17 protein-coding genes are annotated in these 18,556 nt (G+C 50.9%); 4 read left to right on the top strand and 13 right to left on the bottom strand.

The window, feature by feature from the left end; translation table 11 throughout:
- The first annotated feature begins 13 nt into the window (after positions 1–13).
- Positions 14–589: a hypothetical protein gene (locus tag OO730_RS15240; RefSeq protein ID WP_264982340.1), complete on the top strand. Its 576-nt coding sequence runs from the start codon at positions 14–16 to the stop codon at positions 587–589.
- A 77-nt stretch (positions 590–666) separates the two neighbouring features.
- Here OO730_RS15240 and OO730_RS15235 read toward each other — a convergent pair whose 3' ends face one another.
- The 11 genes from OO730_RS15235 to OO730_RS15185 all read right to left on the bottom strand — a co-directional run bounded on the left by OO730_RS15235 (position 667) and on the right by OO730_RS15185 (position 10,265).
- Positions 667–1,191 (bottom strand): OmpA family protein, encoded by a 525-nt coding sequence (locus tag OO730_RS15235; RefSeq protein ID WP_264982339.1) that lies wholly within the window; start codon positions 1,189–1,191, stop codon positions 667–669.
- A gap of 122 nt (positions 1,192–1,313) precedes the next feature.
- Complete coding sequence (locus OO730_RS15230) at positions 1,314–2,519, bottom strand: hypothetical protein (RefSeq protein WP_264982338.1); 1,206 nt, start codon at positions 2,517–2,519, stop codon at positions 1,314–1,316.
- A gap of 12 nt (positions 2,520–2,531) precedes the next feature.
- Positions 2,532–3,695: a tetratricopeptide repeat protein gene (locus OO730_RS15225; protein WP_264982337.1), complete on the bottom strand. Its 1,164-nt coding sequence runs from the start codon at positions 3,693–3,695 to the stop codon at positions 2,532–2,534.
- A gap of 67 nt (positions 3,696–3,762) precedes the next feature.
- On the bottom strand, positions 3,763–5,403 hold the full coding sequence (locus OO730_RS15220; protein WP_264982336.1) for a DUF4384 domain-containing protein: 1,641 nt from the start codon (positions 5,401–5,403) through the stop codon (positions 3,763–3,765).
- Between the two features lie 38 nt (positions 5,404–5,441).
- On the bottom strand, positions 5,442–5,726 hold the full coding sequence (locus OO730_RS15215; RefSeq protein ID WP_264982335.1) for a hypothetical protein: 285 nt from the start codon (positions 5,724–5,726) through the stop codon (positions 5,442–5,444).
- Positions 5,727–5,769: 43 nt separating this feature from the next.
- Complete coding sequence (locus tag OO730_RS15210; RefSeq protein ID WP_264982334.1) at positions 5,770–6,066, bottom strand: hypothetical protein; 297 nt, start codon at positions 6,064–6,066, stop codon at positions 5,770–5,772.
- A gap of 48 nt (positions 6,067–6,114) precedes the next feature.
- Positions 6,115–7,341 (bottom strand): caspase family protein, encoded by a 1,227-nt coding sequence (locus OO730_RS15205; protein ID WP_264982333.1) that lies wholly within the window; start codon positions 7,339–7,341, stop codon positions 6,115–6,117.
- An 8-nt stretch (positions 7,342–7,349) separates the two neighbouring features.
- Entirely contained in the window at positions 7,350–7,775 is a 426-nt protein-coding gene (locus tag OO730_RS15200; RefSeq protein ID WP_264982332.1) for a hypothetical protein, read from the bottom strand.
- Between the two features lie 289 nt (positions 7,776–8,064).
- Positions 8,065–8,256 carry a hypothetical protein gene (locus OO730_RS15195; protein ID WP_264982331.1) on the bottom strand — a complete coding sequence of 64 codons (192 nt, stop codon included), beginning with the start codon at positions 8,254–8,256 and terminating at the stop codon, positions 8,065–8,067.
- A gap of 237 nt (positions 8,257–8,493) precedes the next feature.
- Complete coding sequence (locus tag OO730_RS15190) at positions 8,494–9,750, bottom strand: type II toxin-antitoxin system HipA family toxin (RefSeq protein WP_264982330.1); 1,257 nt, start codon at positions 9,748–9,750, stop codon at positions 8,494–8,496.
- A gap of 173 nt (positions 9,751–9,923) precedes the next feature.
- Positions 9,924–10,265, bottom strand: a complete 342-nt coding sequence (locus OO730_RS15185) for a helix-turn-helix domain-containing protein (protein WP_264982329.1) — start codon at positions 10,263–10,265, stop codon at positions 9,924–9,926.
- A 357-nt stretch (positions 10,266–10,622) separates the two neighbouring features.
- On the opposite strand from OO730_RS15185, the gene OO730_RS15180 reads away from it, so the two are divergent.
- The 3 genes from OO730_RS15180 (at position 10,623) to OO730_RS15170 (ending at position 15,149) form a co-directional block, all read left to right on the top strand.
- Positions 10,623–11,228, top strand: a complete 606-nt coding sequence (locus tag OO730_RS15180) for a VPLPA-CTERM sorting domain-containing protein (protein ID WP_264982328.1) — start codon at positions 10,623–10,625, stop codon at positions 11,226–11,228.
- A 301-nt stretch (positions 11,229–11,529) separates the two neighbouring features.
- Entirely contained in the window at positions 11,530–12,336 is an 807-nt protein-coding gene (locus OO730_RS15175) for a substrate-binding periplasmic protein (protein WP_264982327.1), read from the top strand.
- Between the two features lie 1,709 nt (positions 12,337–14,045).
- Positions 14,046–15,149: a tyrosine-type recombinase/integrase gene (locus OO730_RS15170; RefSeq protein WP_264982326.1), complete on the top strand. Its 1,104-nt coding sequence runs from the start codon at positions 14,046–14,048 to the stop codon at positions 15,147–15,149.
- A 954-nt stretch (positions 15,150–16,103) separates the two neighbouring features.
- Here OO730_RS15170 and OO730_RS15165 read toward each other — a convergent pair.
- Positions 16,104–16,421, bottom strand: coding sequence for a hypothetical protein (locus tag OO730_RS15165; protein ID WP_264982325.1), 318 nt, complete (start codon positions 16,419–16,421; stop codon positions 16,104–16,106).
- 485 nt (positions 16,422–16,906) lie between these two features.
- The gene (xrtD, locus tag OO730_RS15160) at positions 16,907–18,418 is read right to left on the bottom strand and encodes a VPLPA-CTERM-specific exosortase XrtD (protein ID WP_264982324.1); all 1,512 of its coding nucleotides are present in this window, start codon (positions 18,416–18,418) and stop codon (positions 16,907–16,909) included.
- Positions 18,419–18,556 lie beyond the last annotated feature (138 nt).

Below are 18,556 nucleotides of genomic sequence, written 5' to 3'. Positions count from 1 at the left end.
CAAGGAGAGATGAATGATCCGCGCTTTGAAGATTACATGCACCATTACATTATTATTTCTTTTGACCGCCTGTGTATCCCGCTACTCCACTTCGCAATACGGCAACAAGGTGGTCCTGAAAGACAACGAAATGCAGCAGGAACTGACTACCATTACCAAGGGAGCTCGTTTTCTGGGCAAAATCGATAGACCCATAAACGGCATCCGAATGAAAGCATTCGTTTACGAGAAAGGTAAAGATTATATCTTGGTTGGCGTAACTGATACCCAGCAGTTCATGGAGACATCCATGTACACCCAGGCACAGGACCCGAATCTGGTCAAAGCCTTGAAAATCCAAACCACAGGCTTGGACATCCGAAACTTCCCTTACATTGACAGAAGCCAGGGAGGATGTGCCTTGGGGTTGGTCAACGCCATTGAATTCAACGACAAGATGTTGCTGGCAATTTATCTCGATAACAGCTCCCTGTCCCCCTCGGAGTGCGGCACCGTCAACGACATTGAAGGTTTCTATGGTCTTTACCCGGAACGGGCTGAAAGATTCATCATCAAGGCATCCGAAGCCATTGAAATAACCAAGAATTAACATTCAGCTTTCTCTGGACGAATCAAACAGGCCTAAGCGGAGAGTCCATCCCGCTTGGGCCTGTTTACTGCCTCTGCCTAAGGGCCAATGTTAGCGATCTCAACCCTTCTATTGCGTGAATCGAGTGGGGCTGCCGGTCTCAGGAGTTTTCTCTCGCCCATCCCGTCGACCTCGAACATGTTGTCACTCAGGTCGAATTCCGATGCAAGGAAATTCCGGACAGCCTGCGCACGCTTCAGCGACAGGTTCAAATTATATCCGGCTGGCCCGGCTGCATCGGTATGCCCCACGATTCTGAAGGTGAAATGCCGCAGCGATGATTCGGATATGGCCTGCCCAACGGTCGTCAAAGTCGCAACGGCTTTGTCCGTAAGTTCAGCGGAGTCATACTTGAACTGAATGTTCAACAACACCTTGGGAGGAGTAGAAACGGGCGTCTTGGATGATCCGATTTTGATACCTCGCGTCTTGATTGCGGGACTGACGGAAAGGGCCTTGACCAGATCCTCCTTTGTCGGCTCTTTATCAAGAAATACGCCCTGATCATCCCCAAAAGCACTTCCAATTCCCAGTGCCAGAAAAAAAAACAAAACACCTACCATCCTCACTCGCATCTCTGCCTCCGTTATTCAAAAAACTCGGAAAGTACGACTTTCCGACCGTCCCCAATCAAGACTCCACGAAAACCGGTTCCACTATCGGCACAGAATACTCATCACCCTCGTTAATCATCAGACTCATCGCCAAGTTTCACGGAGCCTACATTGACTTCGCTCTCGCCTGCCGAGTCCGACATGTTGGTGATATCTTCGGTTTCGCCTTCGATTATTATATCGTCGGTCGAGCCGCCACCATTGCCGATCACGCTATGAACGTTGGTTTCGGCTTCTGCATTGAAACTGTCCGCTTTTGTGCTGATGTCCTCCGCAGTGGAATCAATGAGGATATCTCCGGTGTTGATGCCCTGCCCTCCCATGTTGCCAAGGTGCTGGGGAGTGGCCACACCCACCGGGGCTGTTTTGAAAACTTGTTGGAGAATCGGATCAAGATTCCTGTCCCCATGGGGATCCAAGGTATCGATCAATGCCGTATATTTGGTGTCGATGGCTGCGTTCAAGCCGGATGTGTCTATGGAAATGCCGTACGTCCCGCTTCCTAGAGTATCCACAGCGAATTTCACGACCGGCGCCAAGGGGGCCCCCACTCCGGTAGCGGCAGAGCCTCCGGCGGCAAGATCGCCAAGTATCTTGACCGGCAGTGAATATCCGATAGCCAAGGCCGTCTTGTCCCTTCCGCCTTCAAAATACAAAGACCCTCCGACAGAATCCTCAAGTAGCCCGGTTCCCTTCTTGGCAAGCAACTCGATCTCGATAAGATCTCCCAAATTCAACGAGGACACCGCCTGGCCTTCGAGGGCAATGAGGCCGGCACCGGCCCCCACCTCGGTTGCGACGACGAACTGTCCATCCTCAGTGAAGCCTACCGTCTGACGGCTTTCTGCCTCAACAAAACCGACTCGCTCAGCCCCCTTTAATTCCAACTCGCCCTCAACTCCCATCAGCTCGGCACCAAACTCAACCTCTCCCCCGGCTTTAAAGGTGTCGAAGCTCAACGCCCAGTCAGTCCGCATGCCTTGTACCGTCTTGCTATCGCCGAACGGAGATTCAAAGTAGTGCTCGCCATAGGGGGAATGGGTCACAAAAGGCATGTCAAAGTCATATGCCCCCATTCCTGCATAGGTTATCCCGGCCTGGCCCCACATATTCGCATCATCGGTGCCAACGCTGAATTCGAGGTCATCCATGGCAGGATCCTGCCGGATAAACTGCTGGGTGTAGTCGTGAATATCTTCATCCAGGCCCGCTTGTGCCGGAAGTACAAACAACAAACTAACCAGCAGAGCGAAGAACAACCGATAGGACATACTCATTGCTCCCCCCTCCTATTCCGCCTTTTGCAGCTGGAGCTCTGCCAGCTCTGCGATGCTTTTTGAGTTCCGCTGCTTCGCCAAGTCGACAAATATCGCTGCAGCTTCCTGGGCCCGCCCCATTTCCTTAAGAATCATTGCCTTGTTGTAATGCATGGTCATCAGGGACGGCGACGCCCTCAAACCCTGGTCAAGGATCGCCAACGCCCTCTCTTTTTCACCGCTCTTGAAATAGGCCGTGGCCAAGTTATTGACATTCATGCCGTTCGCCGAATCAAGCTGCAGGGCCTTCTCGAATTGTCGAGTGGCCTGGCCATTTTCATCGAGCCGCAACAACGCCGATCCCAGATTTGCATGATACGTGGCCAGCCGCTTTTCTTGCAGAGCACGTATATACATTCTCTTTGCGTTGCGCGCGCCTTCCGGATCGGGCAATTGCAAATAAGCCCGCCCCATTTCGCCCCAGATCACATGGCTCGGTCTGCCCAATTTTTCGGCTTCCGCCAACAACTTGAGCGCCATCTCAGGCTTGCCAAGTCCGTTGAAACAAACGCCCAACGAGAAATAAACATCGGCACTCCTGCGGCCCTGAGTAATTAGATAGTCGAGATTGACGATAGCCCCCTTGAAAGATCGCATCCCTATCAGGAGCCTGGCTCTATTCATGTATACGTAGTAGGCTTTGGGATCGCTCTTTATCGCGAGATTGAAGAAATCCATGGCCTCGTGAGGGCGATTGCGTTTGATGCACAGCAGCCCCACGCGATTGAGTACTCTGGGGTCGTGAGGCGCGATAGCGAGAGCGGCCTTATAAAAGGACATTGCGTCATCATACCGCTGCGTTGCCTCGAACAACTGCGCCAAGTTGCAATACCCGGCAACGTTGTCCTTGTTCTTTGCAACTGACTCTCTGAAGAAGCTGAGCGCTTTTTCGTAGTTCCTCTTGGCAAGATAGGTACGACCAAGGCCGTTCAGCACCTGTGGATCAGCAGGCTTGAAGGCGCGGGCTTTCTCATACAAGACCAACGCCCCGTCAAAATCACCGCGAGACTCTTTCTGTCCGGCGGCCTGGAGGAATGCGCCGACAACGTCGCCCCCAGACTGGGCAAGACAAAGCGTCGACGTCAGCAACAGAAATGCAACGGCAAACGACACGCCAGCCACACGGGAAACTTTCACGGACACCATCCTCATGACAACCTCATGTTCTTGAATTGACCCGCCGCACTCGCCGCAATTAGGGGAATCACCTAACCGTATTGATGCTCCATGACGATTCGACAACTGTGGTCGCTGTGTTGGAGCCAGTCTTACTGCCGACCTTGATCCCACGCACACGGGCATCAAGCTCCTGTTTTTGACCTTTGAACACCCCCATTCCGCTTTCGGTGCCTTTCAGCTTCACGCCGCCAAGCGGTTGCTGACTGGCGTATACAATGATCTTCTCATTCCCGAACGGAGGAGCGATTTCCATTTCAAACTTGTCACCGGTATCCGGTATGGAATACACCCGGCCTCCTTTGAAATAGGAAACCTGCCTGTACATGTTGGGGAGCAACTGAACGAGATCACCGCTTGCGGTTTCGTACACGACCTTGGCGAAGAAATCAGTGTTCCCTTTAATATTGATAACAATATTGTCGCCTTCGGTGTATTCGCGCTTGTCCGTCCACACATCCACCTTGAGCTTCTTGCCCGTACCGGAAGACGCCTGGACATGTTTCTGAACTTCAACAGTGCTTGTCGCCACCGTTGTGGCCGGTCGCTCTGGTCGGGATGCAGCAGAAGACTGCTCCGTGTTCTTGCCGGACTTGATCTCTACGGCCGCCGGTCCCGCTGCCCGTCCCGTTATCGCCGGTGCATTGATGAACAGCTGCTCGTAAAACTTTTCATCAAGCTTGTTCCCGGAAATGGTATACTTCGCCTTGCAGTCCTTAAGCGCGGATACGGTTGTCTTGTCCAACACACCATTCTGCCTGACCGGATACCCGTATATACGCAGCAGATTCTGGACCATGCTGATCTTTTCTTGCTTGGAAGCAAAATAGTATCGATCCTTGATGGTTTCCAGGACCACCGGGTCAGGCTTGGCCGAACCCGCATCCAGACACTTCCAGTAAGGAAGACCGAGATATTTGCCCACGACCTCCAGGATGCTCAATTCCACGAGTGTCCTGACGGCTGCATGGCGTCCCTGAATCTTCTTGACGCTACCTTTCACCCCGAAAGTCACTCCAAGAATCGAAAATCCAATTTCCGTATCACGCGCTCCTTTGTAAACACGCACGGAATTGACAGCCTGCATCCTAGGAACCATGGCCATGCTTTCGATGTCGACCAGGTTCAGGTCCAGCGTAACACTGGATATAGAATTCCGATCTTGAAAATTAAGATCTCCGGACGGCGCATTGGAGCCCATGCCGAACTCGCCGCCGAAATCATAGGAATCTCCGGTTGCCACCAGCGAGCGATCAAACTCGGTTATGCCCCCTGAAATAAGGATGTCGGGTTTTACCTTGTTCTGAAGCGTCGTGTACTTCAGCTTGTACATGTTGGAAAGATAGTGGGGGTCATAGGGAATGAAAACGACGCTTCCACCAATGGAATTCACCGCACTTTTGATCATCTCCGTGATATCGTACGGGATCTCGCCGCCAGTGGCCTGGGCTGCTCCGGTGTCATCGACCACGCCAACGGTCTGGATTTTGATCTTCGGGGAATTGAATACCCGTGTCATTCTGCCGAGCTTGCGCAATGCATCTGAATAATCCGTCTTCTTAACAGTCGGAGCTTCTTTCGGAAGATTATAATCGATCGTCTTGCTGACGCACGCACACAGCAACAATAAAATCAGGCAGGAGAGGGCAATCGGGAACTTATTCATCATTGGCACACCTGAAACAACCCCCTTCGACGAAGGATTGATTACTGATTGATTTGGTTGACGTCTTCCACATCGCCTTCGGGCGCGATGATAATGTCACCAACACGGGCATCGTCGCCGATGACAACACTGTTAATGTTGATATCTCCCCCGGATGACTCATTGACATTGCCGGACTTCTTGGCTGCGGCACGAGCTTTTACTTTGGAGAAGCTGGTATTATGCATCTTTTTCAAATCATTATCATAATGGATTCCATCCCCCATGGGAATCTTGTCATCCATATCTCCAGCGAAAGAAACGAGTGGAGCGACCATCAGCAACATGGCCACTCCACAAGCGAACAGCATCGCCTTACTAACATGCATATTAGTCCCCGACTTTCACACTGCCGACGTTCGTTTCTGCCTTGGAATTAAAGCCGCTGGCAGTGTTTTCGATGTCCTCGGCCTTGCCCTTGATGACGATGTCGCCGGTCTTGCCTTCTTTGACATTGACGGAATGAATATTCGTTTCCGCCTTGGAATTGATGCCGCTGGCAGTGTTTTCTACATCTTCAACATCAGACTCAATGGTGATGTCGCCCGTATTCGCCTGCCCGGCATATGCACCAGCAGCCCACACGGTAAAAGCAGCCACGATAAGCAACAACATGATCTTTTTCATCAGTTCGTCCTCCAAAGTTATTCCAATCACATACGATATCAGCAAGCGTTACTGTACGCTTTCAGCCTTGGTCCCAACAAACATAAAGTTCCCAACTAGGGAGGTTGATTCCCATGGAACCTGCTTGTTCCCGGTCGCCTGCAGGACATCGATCCTGACGCGCTTGAGCACTTCCTCTATGCGAAGCCCCGGAACCGAGAGATTCTTCAACAAAAACTTGGTGTAGACGCCGTTTCTCCCGTCTCCGTCGGCAGCCACCGCTCCGGGAGCAGTGGCATAAGCGACAATCGACCCCATGGGAGCATCAACCCTTGCAAGCCCTCTGCTCACACTTCTGTAACCCCGCGCAAAGGGATTATCCCTGCATGCATCCAGGATCGCGATATTCAGGCTCTGAGACTCCTCCATCTTGGCAAGCACCCTGCCCAAATGAACCGTTTCAAATTCGACATCGCCTTCAGACGCCATCTTCGCGTCTACTGGGACAAGGTAATTGACACCCTTCACCTGTATACCATGGCCCGCATAATAAAAAAGGCCCACATCAGCAGTACGCAACGCGTCGCCGAATCGATTGATGGCCTTGACCATTTCCTTGCGGTCAGCATCGGTCACGAGTTGGACTTCAAAATTCAGCTGCCGCAGTTTCGCAGAGACATCATTCGCGTCATTGACCGGATTGTCCAAAGGCGCAAATCCGTAATGAGAATTCCCCACAACGAGCGCGATCCGCCTCTCATCCGGTATGACAGGGATGACCGGCTCAGGTTCCTTGGGTTCAACAACAGGCCTCGGCTGGACTGTGCCCAACTGCTTTTCAAGCCGTATCTGGGATTGCGGGACATGAGACGGGGTGCTGGCCCCTTCCATGACGTCTTCAAGCATGGCCGTGTCCTGCGTTTTGAACCGATAGCCAAGTATAATAAGCGAATTGACCTGCTCGGCACACTCCCCCATTGCCCCCAATGAATAATACACTCTGGCCAGATGGAGTTTCGCCAGCTTGTAATCCGGCTTCAAGGCTATTGCGTGGCCAAACGCCTCGATGGCTTCCTGATCCTGCCTCAGACGCTCAAAACACAACCCAATGAAATAATTTATCATCGGATTGTCTTTATGTTCTTCGTAAGCTGCTCTGAATTCCTGCAGGGCACCAACATAATCACTCTGGAAGTAAAGCTTCTGGCCCTTGGAAATGGTATACGTCGAGGCCATGGCATTCGTGGCCAGCAGCAATACACTAAGACAGACAGCATGAAGCACAAATTTCTTCATCAATCAGCCTATTGCGTCTTAGAGACTTCCCACGTTCCGTGGATCAATTTGAAGTCATCGTTACTGACCAGGGTTCCATTTCCGGTTTCACCGTCCATTGTCCCCTGAAGGCTCACCCGCAGCTTAAAGCTTCGTGCCATAATTCGCCCCCGGCCATTACCCGAAGCCTGAAGCATGCCGTCACGGACTTCACCTTTGAGTCGGATATTAACTTGGCCTTTGCCATGGTCACGATGATTGAATTTAGCTTTCAGAGTGCCAGACAATTCATATCGTTCAGCGTCAATATCAATTGGAGTCATCTCCCAAACTATATTTCCCGTATAACCTTCGCCCCTGGAGGTTCCTTCCCATGTTTCTAAATTGCCTGCCATCGCAGACCCAAACACCCCAAACGCGCCAATCAACAAACACAAGAACAATCTAAACTTCATGCGTCCTCTCCATACTGGACTCTACTTATTTCCCATTCACATTTCCACACTTCGCCATAAACTGCGTGAAAACTGCCAAGCCATGAAAAAAGCATAATAAAACATCGGCAGCGCTTAATCTAGGATTCGCCCCGTACTTTCTCCCAAAGCGACTATTCACACAATTCAAAATTACGAAATCAACTAGCATACCAGACACCAAAAAGCTATTAGCCCAAGGTATTCTCCAATGGTTTGATAGGGAAAATGAGAAATTCTCCCACAACAAATCCAAAATAGGGAGAATGTCCTAGAGAAAACGTTGACCTAACTCAAACGGGGGAAGGCGCATCCCTCTCAGAGGTGGTTCCAATCCTTTACCCAGAGAAGTGGTTCCGCTTTGCTTGTTCAATGCCTTGAGCTGAGTCTTGATGTGGTCGGCTTCACCGAGAAGTGCTGACTTCTTTTTCACCAAGCCGGATACAACGTGTGACATGGACATGGGGTGCCTCCTTATTTCGGGAAGCATAGCCATGTCTGGGGGATGGTTTCTACACGGTCAATGTACAACAGCTACATAATGCCGGTCATTTCGACAAAAAGGAGTCCGAAGTGACGTACTCCCGGATATCTCTACACAGCTACGGGCGGGACATGCCAATATCTTCATGTTTGAAAATGCTCCCAGCAGCGTCCTCGATGAGGCGAAGAATGTCCATGTCATCTTGACGTTTGCAACTCATATGTTTTTCTCCTTGTTCAAGGAGCTCTTGTATGCCTCTTCAATCAGCCGCAATTTTACTTCTGGTATACCTGCCTGCCTGTTTTCTTCCCGCCAATTTTCACGGACCAGTGTAGCCATACCGTGGATTATTTCCCGTGCCTTGGGCAAGTCGAGATCAAAATCAGCACATCTCGACAGTGCATTTTCAAGGGTGGCGACTCGACCGAGCTTACCGACACCCAATGTCAAACGGCTCGCTTCATCACCCTCGCGCTGGGGTTGCGGCACGATATCGTAGGCGGGCGATAGTCGCCACTTACCGCTTGTGGTATCGTAAAGGAATCCATGATTTTTGAGGTGATCATCCCAGTTGTTGCACAGGATGTTGAAGACCATGCGGCGGAACAACTCCTCAAGATCGGCCTTGAGGTGGGCTGCCACCCCGAACCGACGAATGGCCAAGGCGATGTCGCCGTAAGTCCCGTCGGTCAGGCTGTCCGCCCCGGTGAGCGTCATGGCCGAAAGAAAGTGGCGGCGCATGAGCAGGCTACCTTCTCTGTCGAACCTGGCGGTCAAGAAGACATCCCGTCCGCCAACGTCAACCACGCGGCACTCGGGAACCCGAATGCCGCACTTCGCAGCCAGCCGCATAGCCGCCAACTCAATACGGCAGGTCGGCCACTGTTCCAGTTCCCGCGAGAATTTGGCGATCCAGGGCCTTCCCTCGTACACCACGGCCGCCTTTGGTTGCGCGCCGCCCACGGACGAACCGCGAATCAGGAAGCGCCGCTGGTCGGCGGGCAAAGACTCATGGTTGAGGACCGCATCCACGTCCCGGAGCATGGTGGCCAAATCGATGCGGTCTCCGGGGATTTCCTCGGGCCGCCAGGTGGGCTTAGCTGGGCTTGGGCCGCTCAGGTCCGGCCCAAAGGCGAGTGCTCCTATGCGGTCCTCCTGGTTCAGGACGGTGAGATAATCGAATTCCGAGGGAACGACCCCGTCCCGTTCTGCAGCCCTATCCAGCAGATGGCGGCCCCAGCCGTCCGGGCTGACATCTTGGAATGCCCGAAATACGCCTACAGCATGATATTCGGCCTGCCCCAGCGGTAACTGGAGCGGATCAACGGCAGCTGCATCCCTTCGTTCAAGGTAGCGACGGCCATAAGCGAATGTGGAAACCACCTCCCGACCGTCCTGGTGCATGACCAACAATCCGGCGGGCACAAATGCACCGTCTAGGTAGAGATAGACGTAAGTCTTGTCCGTGGGCATAGGGTTCTCCTATTGTACCTTCCGCGAAACACCTTTACCTGCATTCTGCTTAAAATCACTTCGCTGAAAAATACGGTTTTCAGCTCGCTCCGCCGCTTTCATCGGCGCGCCCCCCTGCCGGGTGCCATTGTACCGCGTCCGATTTTTGGTATAAAGATTTGATGGACACGACACTAGAAGTCGAGATCATCACGCTTCTTCGCACGAACCCGCTTCGGGCTTTTCAACTGCTGGAGGGACTTCCCCACTTTGTCCATGTCCGGATCGGCCACCTGGCCTAGCCCTTCAGCTAACCCAAGTACATCCAGCACCTGAACCAGGATGCCGATGCCCACCGACGGCTCGCCGCGTTCCAGTCGAATCAGTGTAGCGTGGCTGGTCGATGCCCGCATGGCCAGTTCGACCTGCGTCATCCCACGGCGCACGCGCGCTTCCTTAATATTCGCGCCCAGCGACTTTAGCGCTTCTGTTGCGTCGGGAGACAAAGCCTTACTTGCAAGCGAAGCATTTCCCATACGGACCTCAATACTAATATAAATATTATTTTAAATCGCTTTGACTAATATATAGATTAGTTTTTTGGACTATGCAAGCTGAAAGTGTTACGACAACCTTCCAGGAGAAAGGATCGTTGTGCGAAAAATTCGATGACAAATTCGAAGCTTTTCCAAGGTGCCTACGAAGGATTTGAGGCGCAAGCAGCCAATTCACCATGGTCGGCAGCCGTCCAATAAAATCAGAATTTTAAAACACTGAAAATCCCTACCAACACAACCGTCGGCCAACAAACTATTATTGCTAGACATTATAAAAAAGGCCCAAATGTTGCTCAGCAGCCATCACTCGACCTTTAGCAACATAAGGATATCTCAATGAAAAAGCTTTTTCTTCTGACCCTGCTCACCGCTGTACTCTCATCTTCCATGGCCTTTGCCATGACCGCGACCATTCAATTCACCACAGACAACCAATTAACCGAACTCACTCTTAACGGTAAAAGCATTATCCCAACCGCCACTATTACTGGAAATTTAGATGACTGGCGTGAGGTTAAGTCTTTCAACTTTGAATATGACCCAAGCCAATCCTATCTCTTCACCTGGTCCATCAAAAACTATGACACGAGCGGCAAGGCTGGGACTGAGGGCTCTAGCACTCTCCCTACCAGCGGAAACCCCATCGGCTTCATTGCCCAGGTTGATCTGGACGGTACCCCTGGATGGGAACTCACCTCACAACTCGATCAATACTGGTCTGTTGCAGGCGATTATGGCGTTGAATACGATTACGGAACCGGGGCATGGGGCAATCGCCCCGCATCCATCTCCTCTGATGCCAAATGGCTCAGTGTAACCGATGGTGCTTCAACCATGGAAGCCAGCCTCACCCTGACCCCGACTCCGATCCCTGGTGCAGCATGGTTACTCGGCTCCGGCCTGGTCGGCTTGGTGGGCCTGCGCAGACGGTTCAAAAGCTAACGCGCGCTCCGCAAAAAAACAAAAGAGGGAGTAGGTCTGCTTATAGACCTACTCCCTCTCCTTTTTCACAGATTGCCCTACTACTTGATCAACTTCTCATAGCAGGATTACCAGCCCGATTCCAACGGATAGCCTTGTCCAAATCATTGCTGTTGTGTTGAACACAGCAGACCAACGAAATCATTATCATAACACACCGATATTAAGAATCATTTTGGGCATGTAATAGATATGAATTTATGGTAGAATAGCAGTACACCTTAAAAAAAGAACTTAGCCAATCATTAAATACGATCAACATATGCCAATCTTTATCAAAAACAATGCATGTTTGCGGCCAGTCTTACCGGGCGCCAGGACGCTCGGCACTTTGATCCTGTTGATTGCACTTATCCCTATTCTTTTCGTGTCAACCGCCAGCGGGCAAGAAACGGACAAGATTCGAGTGGCAGGATTTCTTTATCCCCCGTTCTACCAAACACAAAGTGGAGTCCCCGAGGGAATAGCCGTAGATTTGGCCAACGCAATTTTTTCTCGACTGAACCGAGAGTGTTCTGTTGCTATCTTCCCGTTGAAGAGAACATTATCAATGCTGAAAAATGGAGAGGCGGACTGCACGCTCATTTTGATTAAAACGCCGGAGCGTCAGAAGTTCCTACACTTCACCGAACCAATCATCACAGTGCGAGGATTAATATGGTCAGCGGCCCACAGAGGAGCCATTCAGTTTCAAGCACTTGACGACCTGCGACAATACAAGATTGGTGTCACCCGCGGTTACAGCTATGGTCCGGAGTTCGACGATTTTCTCCAAACAATGCAGATAGAAACGGCAAACAGCGACTACTCCAACATGCTCAAATTGTTGGAAAACAGAATTGACATCTTCCCCGGCAATGAACTGGTTGTTGACTCACTCATCAAACGCCACCCCGAACTGCAGGACAAACTCCTCCATTCAAGCAAGGCGTTTATTGAATGGGAGCTTAGAATTGCAGTCAGTCGAAAGTCATGGGTTTCCTCTTTGCTTCCCGAAATCGAGGCGGTACTAGCCGACTTGAAACGTGAAGGGGTCGTGTCCGACATTGTCAAGACATACCTACCGTAAACTTTAAACCGCCTGTTTACATTGCGCTTAAAACTTATGGAGCATCGATCTCGCCCCGCGCACGCCTCGTAAACGGACAAGACATCTCGCAACCACGTCCATCCTACAGAAACGGCCTGACGACCTCGACACCAGCACGACCAACCCCGTCAGCCAAAGCACCCACCCCAAACATAGCCCCTTCACTCAAGACAAAGGCCTGCCTGAAAACGGCTCTACAGCGCTACACGGCAAAGCCGATTGCCCTTGAGTAAAAAAACCACCACCAATCTCTATACCTGCATCGGGAAAAGGGAGTGAGATTTCCTTCCAATATGGAGGAAAATCATTACATTCGAGTGCCTCAAAAAAATCATCGGCGCACTTGGAGTCAAGACACCCAAAATTTTGCACCCAGCCCCCCTTGCTGCGATTTCTTAAAAAAGGACAGGGAAAGGGCGCGGCGAAGGACCAAAAGCGCTCAGCGGCGATTCTGACGCATTTCACCCAACTGACGCTCAGTGCGTCTGTAATCCGCCAAGCCCCCCCCAGTCCTCATACAATCATGCCAGGATAACCATGCCTGAATCTTTGATGTAGTATTTCACGGAATCGAAACCCGTGAAATCAAGTTTGATAATCCTGTATTCCCCATAAAATGGGGGGGGGCAGACAATAATCCAGCCCGGCCTCAAAGCCGACCATGTGCCCCTCGTAGCCGATGGCGCTCCTGGGACATCGCGCCCCCCTGACATACACAGACTGGAGGCAAAGTGAAGAAAAATCATTGTCATGTGAAAAGGTGATTTTAAGGCCAAAAAAGAAACGGCCACAGATATGAAAGTGGAAGTACCCTTCACTTGTCATATCTTATACGGACTAGAATTTTTGACCTTGTCTTGTCATACAACAACGCGTTTTGAAAAGGCCTCAAAACAAGGGTTGATTTATGCACATTAACTACTGGTCCAAATTGGCCCATTTTGGACCAGTTGGGCCAGCTTGGACCAGTCGGACCAATATGCCTCCCCCAAAAACGTATCTCCAAAATCCCACATTAATCCTCCCACCGAACTGTCCAAACAACTGAATCCACCTCTTTCCAAAGTTCGATCTGAACTCTGGAGACGAATCTGTGTTCGAAACCAACACCAGAAACCCTCTCTGTGTTCGCAATCAACACTGGAGGGTTCCGTGTTCGCAACCAACACAGAAAGATCCGCCATTTTTATACTACATTTAAATTAACAAATATATTTACTAAAAGTAATACGAAACGATTACAGGCTTAAAATAATTAACAATTTAATAATATTCGTTATCAACCCTGGGGGGAACTACAATATTCGTTATCAACTGTGGAGAAACTCCGTAGTTCGTTATCAACTACGGACAATAATTGATAAAAAAGCTTGCAAAAAATGCTAAGTGGCGTATAAAGATACACAGCTTCGAAGCAAAAGGCCTGTTTTTTGTATATAGTGGTTCATAGTAACATTATATACAAATATTAAACAAAATTTAATCTTTTTACCAAAGGAGTTTAGTTATTAAAATGAAAATTAAATGCGCAGACTACAAAAAATTATCTTCAATTCTTAGTCTTAAGAAATCTACCATTAAAAAAATATGGAGAATATATCCACACTATTTTGTAACTGATGGAAGAAATCTTAAATCAGCTCGCTTTGATATAATAGAAGTGATCGAATACTTAAAGGAAAACAACAATGGCATTCCGGAAATACACAGGAAAGGGAGGGAAGTACCGCGTCCAATTCAAACACAGAGGAAGAACTTACAGTCACGTTGTAAAAACAAAAATAGAAGGCGAGGTGTGGAAAGTGGAAACCTTAAAACAACTCAAAAAAATGGAGAGGAGGGAGACCGCCGATTTGATGTGTTCAACGATAACTAGGAAGTATTTAGAAGACTGCGCGGCTAGGATGCAGCCGCAAACGGTTGAGGAAAAGAAACGGCATATAAAAAAATTTGCGAAATATGTCGCCAAATCTTACCCCCCGGAGCAACTACTTGTTGAGCAAGTTACAATTGAGTTGGCGCGAAATTTTATAGCGCATATTCAAAAGGCCAAAACCAACAAGACCGCCAACAGGTATCTGCGAAATCTGAAGGCCTGTTGGAACTGGAACATCAAGCAGGGTGAGAACATCGGCAACCCGTTTAGCAAGATCGAGAAGTACCCTGAAGAGGTCTACGTAAAGAAAGTGCCTTCAACGCAAGATGTGGTCTCGGTGATTATGGCAGCTGACAGATTTCAAGCTGACTTTCTCCAACTCCTCCTCCAGACTGCCGCGAGACCCGGCGAAATACGTAAACTCAAATGGGAAGACGTCTTCTTTGACCGTAAAATGATTCGACTATGGACAAGAAAACGCAAGGGCGGGGGTATGACCCCCCGCCCGGCCCTGATGACGCCCACAATGCGCGAGATATTGGACCGTCGTTGGAAGGACCGCAAAAACAGTCCGTGGGTGTTCACGGATCCTGCAACCGGCGATAGGTACGAACGTTCGGCCAAAGAACTCAGAGAGATGACACGGCGTCTTTGTGACAAAGCAGGGGTTCCCTACTTCGACATGTATTCTCTACGCCACTATGTGAGCCAACGAGTCATCGATTCGGGAAAAGCCAACCCGGTGGACATCCAGAAGTTGCTTGGCCACCAGCGCCTGACAACGACCGATAATTATATCCGATCACTCGTCCCGGATATGCAACATTTGAACGGCATCCTCGAGTCCCTTTTGGACGAAGGTCTGGCAGAAAAGTCCAAACCAACTGCCGCAAGCGGCCGGACGAAAATCCAATAGACAATACGAAAGGCCAGCCCCTCTCATGTATGGACCGCGTTCAGCGGTCCCTTTTCTTTTGTCTCGGCCTTTGATCGATAAAAAATTGATGGAGCGGCAGTGGGTTAACGTGATAATCTTAAAATGATCATCTGGATTGACCAGCAGCTCTCCCCACGATAGTAGAAATTATTCGGATACTAGAAAAAAGTGTTGCCAACACTCTACGTTGGAACAAAGAGGCTGACGCACAAACGGCAGCCTCTTTGCGTTCTGGACGACGGAGGGCGAATGAGATATTTTGAAATTCTCAATGAGCTTTGGGACAAAGCTTCGAACGTGTATCACCACGTTCACCCCACTAAGGGACCGCCGGCAAGCGGTCTCTTTCTTTTTCCCCTGGGCGATCTTCTATGGTTTAGTTCTGGCCCTTGAGCGTGTTACTCCCCTTGCCGGTCTCACTTGGGACGATATGTAAACTTCCCCGCTCCCCTCCTAAGTCCTCCAGCACCTCCCCCCGCAGCCCGATAATGTTTTCAGACCCAAAAAACGCCTGGAGGGACCTGGGCGTGATTTCTGGGCATACTGCGAGGGTCAGCCGTGACACGATGAAGATACGCCGGGCGGTTGTCCGGTTGTTTGCTTTGGTTCACCTTGGCCCTGCTCAGCGACTCACCGACATACCGACACATCGGATGGAACACCGGCACACCGGAACAGAACCGAACAGAACTGAGCAGAAAAGGGCAAAAGTGCGACAGCGATAGAACGCCCGATAGAGCGACAGAGCGACAGGACGGGTGACACTACGACAGGGCGACAGGACAGGTCAATGCGCCTATCACCCCGCCGGAATTCACAGTTCCACCCACCATCTATCCGTTCCCCCTGAGGCAGCAAGAGCCGCCCACTTCACCCCACGATCCTGGCCAACCTGGTGAATGTGGTAGTGCCCAAAAAACCATTGCTTTGGCTTTACCAGATTAAGAAGTCGGTCCAGGAGTTGAGGAGTTTCCTCCGCAAATTTCGCCAGCCACGGTTCCCTGGCATACCCTGCGGCGGCTCCTTGCGGATCTGGAAGCTGGCCGGGGCCGTGTGGCTCACCACAATATCAACGTGACCTCCATGATTGCGGTTCAGCTCTTCCAGGGCCGGTAGCTCTTCTAGCCGGCGCGTATCGTTCTTGTATGCGCCACCGTAAAACATCACCGTGCGATGATCGGGCAAAATAAGCACAGATCCGGCCGGAAGGTAGCAAACTTGAGGGGCGATTTGACAGGTGTCTTGTTTCACAAATTGGGCCAGCGCCTCGTGGTCCTCGTGATTTCCTTCACACCAATAAACGAGCGTGTCGCGCAGCTCCAGTGCCGGATCGGTAGGCGGCCAACCGTCTCTTGTTGGCCAATAGCCGAAGTCGCCAACCTGGAGGAGGATGTTTGGCTTTTAATCGTGAATCAATGAGTTGAGCGATTCGAAATCTCCATGAAGATCGCCCACAACTATAATTTTCATCAACCATAGATACCATTTCCGGCCGTGCCTGGGAATGTGCTATATTCTCCTCAGGAGGAATTCAAAATGATCTACACTCTACTCGGGGCTCTCGCCGGTCTGATCCTGATCTTCATCGCCGCGCTCCTAGAACGATGGCACCGAATTTCTTCGGCCCACGACTAGCCGACTTTACACCCTAGGAACATTTTTGATCTCTGGTGAGCTGAGTTTCCCAATTTTATAGGGAAACATAATCAAATGGGAATAAAGCAAACCAAGCAGATCTAATAATCTTCGGGGAGATAGACACTCAACTCCTGTCGTAACGCCGCGGCAAAATCATTCAGTGTCTCCTGGGTCTGCTCAACGGTCTTGCCCGGGGGCACGGCCATTTCGATGCGGACCAAGGCACCATCGGTTCTTTGCTGCAACAGGGCGTCCTGCACGAGATACCACTTGTTACGCCATTCGCTTGTCACCACACGACCGCGCTGTAGCAGCCAGAAATTCGAAATCAGCTTCTGGCTGCCCTTTCCCAGCACCATCTGAGTGACGGGGAATGCTCGCCCACCGCTGACGGGCGGAAGAACGCGCTTGGACAACATATCCCAGCCGCCACCAAGGAGACAGGAAGTGGGCGCATGAGCTGCATGCTCCACCGTCTGATGGGCATACCAGGAAACAAGGACCCAGATATCACCGCGTTCACCCGGAGTGGAGAACTGTCCATTCATGTAATCGTCCAAACCAAGGCTCTTGAGCACAGGCTCGGACAATTTCGAATACTTGCCCTGCCACTGCGCGACCTGCACAGGCAACCCGGTAAATCGGTGGCGGTGGGGAGTGTACTGCTGTTGCTTGAGGAAAAACGGCCCGGCCCACAACGTTGCCAACAAGACCAACACTACGGCTCCGTTCCATGCTCCCGGCAGAACAGCGTTGAATCGCGCAACATCAACCGGCTTGACGTCGTCGCCGGAGTTCTTGTCCCGCTCCGAGGCCAGCAGCATGGTGATGCCCCACAAAATGCCTAAGGAAAGCACATAGACCAGCCAGCCGGAAAAATCATGGAAAAACCCTTGGGCCAAAACCGGGTCGATGAACTTGGTCAGGATGCCGGTCAGGGCGATGCGGAAGGCATTGGAAAAGATGGTCACCGGTATGGAGGCAAGCAGCAGGACAATCCGCTTCCATGGGGCCTTGAGGAAAAACCAGCCCACAAGCAACGCCATGAGTATGGAAGGCCACAGGTAACGCAAGCCGCTACATGCATCCACTACCTGAAGTTGAATCACACCAAGATCGATGACGTTGCCCTCCCGAAAAACCGGGATATTCAGCAACCGCAGCACCTGCTCGGACAGATAGGATGAAATCAACCGCAACCGGAAGCTCGCCAAGCGGTCGATGAAAGCGGGGAACGGGATGGCAAAAACACCGATCACCATGGGCAGCCACAGGGCACGGAAGGACCGTTGCCCAAGGGCCACCAATGCCATGCCGCAAAACGACGACCACATGGACAGGTTGACGAAATAGCGCAGTGAGCCGAAGCGGCCTATGAAAAGGAATAGAATGGAAATTAAAAGCAGCAGGTATCCAAAAAACCCGCTCCCGCCCGAAGCCTCGGCTATGCGGCTGCGGTTGTTCCAGACGAGATAGATGATGATCGGAACAATCAGGTAGCAATGGGAGTAATCTTCACCATTCCAAAAATGCACCAGGACGGGAAAGTCGGCCCAGAAAATCGCTACCCAGGAAACCAAAGCCAGAGCGTAGAGGATGAAACGAGTCATGTATTATATGCTATCGCTGGTTAGAGGATATGGAGCTATGCAGATTAGTTACCCTTTGTCCGGCACCATAGCAACCCATAATCAAAAACGGATAAAAACTAACTCAAAGTTCCCGATTGATTAAAAAAGCCCGCCAAA

Origin of the sequence: Pseudodesulfovibrio portus (assembly GCF_026000375.1) — a bacterium.
GTDB classification, from domain to species: Bacteria; Desulfobacterota; Desulfovibrionia; order Desulfovibrionales; family Desulfovibrionaceae; genus Pseudodesulfovibrio; species Pseudodesulfovibrio portus.
Note: the sequence above shows the minus strand (reverse complement) of the source record. Positions and strands in the feature narration are given on the sequence as shown.

Excerpts from the sequence above, each read along its gene's own strand:
- OO730_RS15200 (WP_264982332.1), bottom strand. The coding sequence starts at position 7,775 with ATGAAGTTTAGATTGTTCTTGTGTTTGTTGATTGGCGCGTTTGGGGTG.
- OO730_RS15235 (WP_264982339.1), bottom strand. The coding sequence starts at position 1,191 with ATGGTAGGTGTTTTGTTTTTTTTTCTGGCACTGGGAATTGGAAGTGCT.
- OO730_RS15205 (WP_264982333.1), bottom strand. The coding sequence starts at position 7,341 with ATGAAGAAATTTGTGCTTCATGCTGTCTGTCTTAGTGTATTGCTGCTG.
- xrtD (WP_264982324.1), bottom strand. The coding sequence starts at position 18,418 with ATGACTCGTTTCATCCTCTACGCTCTGGCTTTGGTTTCCTGGGTAGCG.
- OO730_RS15230 (WP_264982338.1), bottom strand. The coding sequence starts at position 2,519 with ATGAGTATGTCCTATCGGTTGTTCTTCGCTCTGCTGGTTAGTTTGTTG.
- OO730_RS15190 (WP_264982330.1), bottom strand. The coding sequence starts at position 9,750 with ATGCCCACGGACAAGACTTACGTCTATCTCTACCTAGACGGTGCATTT.
- OO730_RS15210 (WP_264982334.1), bottom strand. The coding sequence starts at position 6,066 with ATGAAAAAGATCATGTTGTTGCTTATCGTGGCTGCTTTTACCGTGTGG.
- OO730_RS15170 (WP_264982326.1), top strand. The coding sequence starts at position 14,046 with ATGGCATTCCGGAAATACACAGGAAAGGGAGGGAAGTACCGCGTCCAA.
- OO730_RS15220 (WP_264982336.1), bottom strand. The coding sequence starts at position 5,403 with ATGATGAATAAGTTCCCGATTGCCCTCTCCTGCCTGATTTTATTGTTG.
- OO730_RS15175 (WP_264982327.1), top strand. The coding sequence starts at position 11,530 with ATGCCAATCTTTATCAAAAACAATGCATGTTTGCGGCCAGTCTTACCG.
- OO730_RS15180 (WP_264982328.1), top strand. The coding sequence starts at position 10,623 with ATGAAAAAGCTTTTTCTTCTGACCCTGCTCACCGCTGTACTCTCATCT.
- OO730_RS15215 (WP_264982335.1), bottom strand. The coding sequence starts at position 5,726 with ATGTTGCTGATGGTCGCTCCACTCGTTTCTTTCGCTGGAGATATGGAT.
- OO730_RS15185 (WP_264982329.1), bottom strand. The coding sequence starts at position 10,265 with ATGGGAAATGCTTCGCTTGCAAGTAAGGCTTTGTCTCCCGACGCAACA.
- OO730_RS15240 (WP_264982340.1), top strand. The coding sequence starts at position 14 with ATGATCCGCGCTTTGAAGATTACATGCACCATTACATTATTATTTCTT.
- OO730_RS15195 (WP_264982331.1), bottom strand. The coding sequence starts at position 8,256 with ATGTCCATGTCACACGTTGTATCCGGCTTGGTGAAAAAGAAGTCAGCA.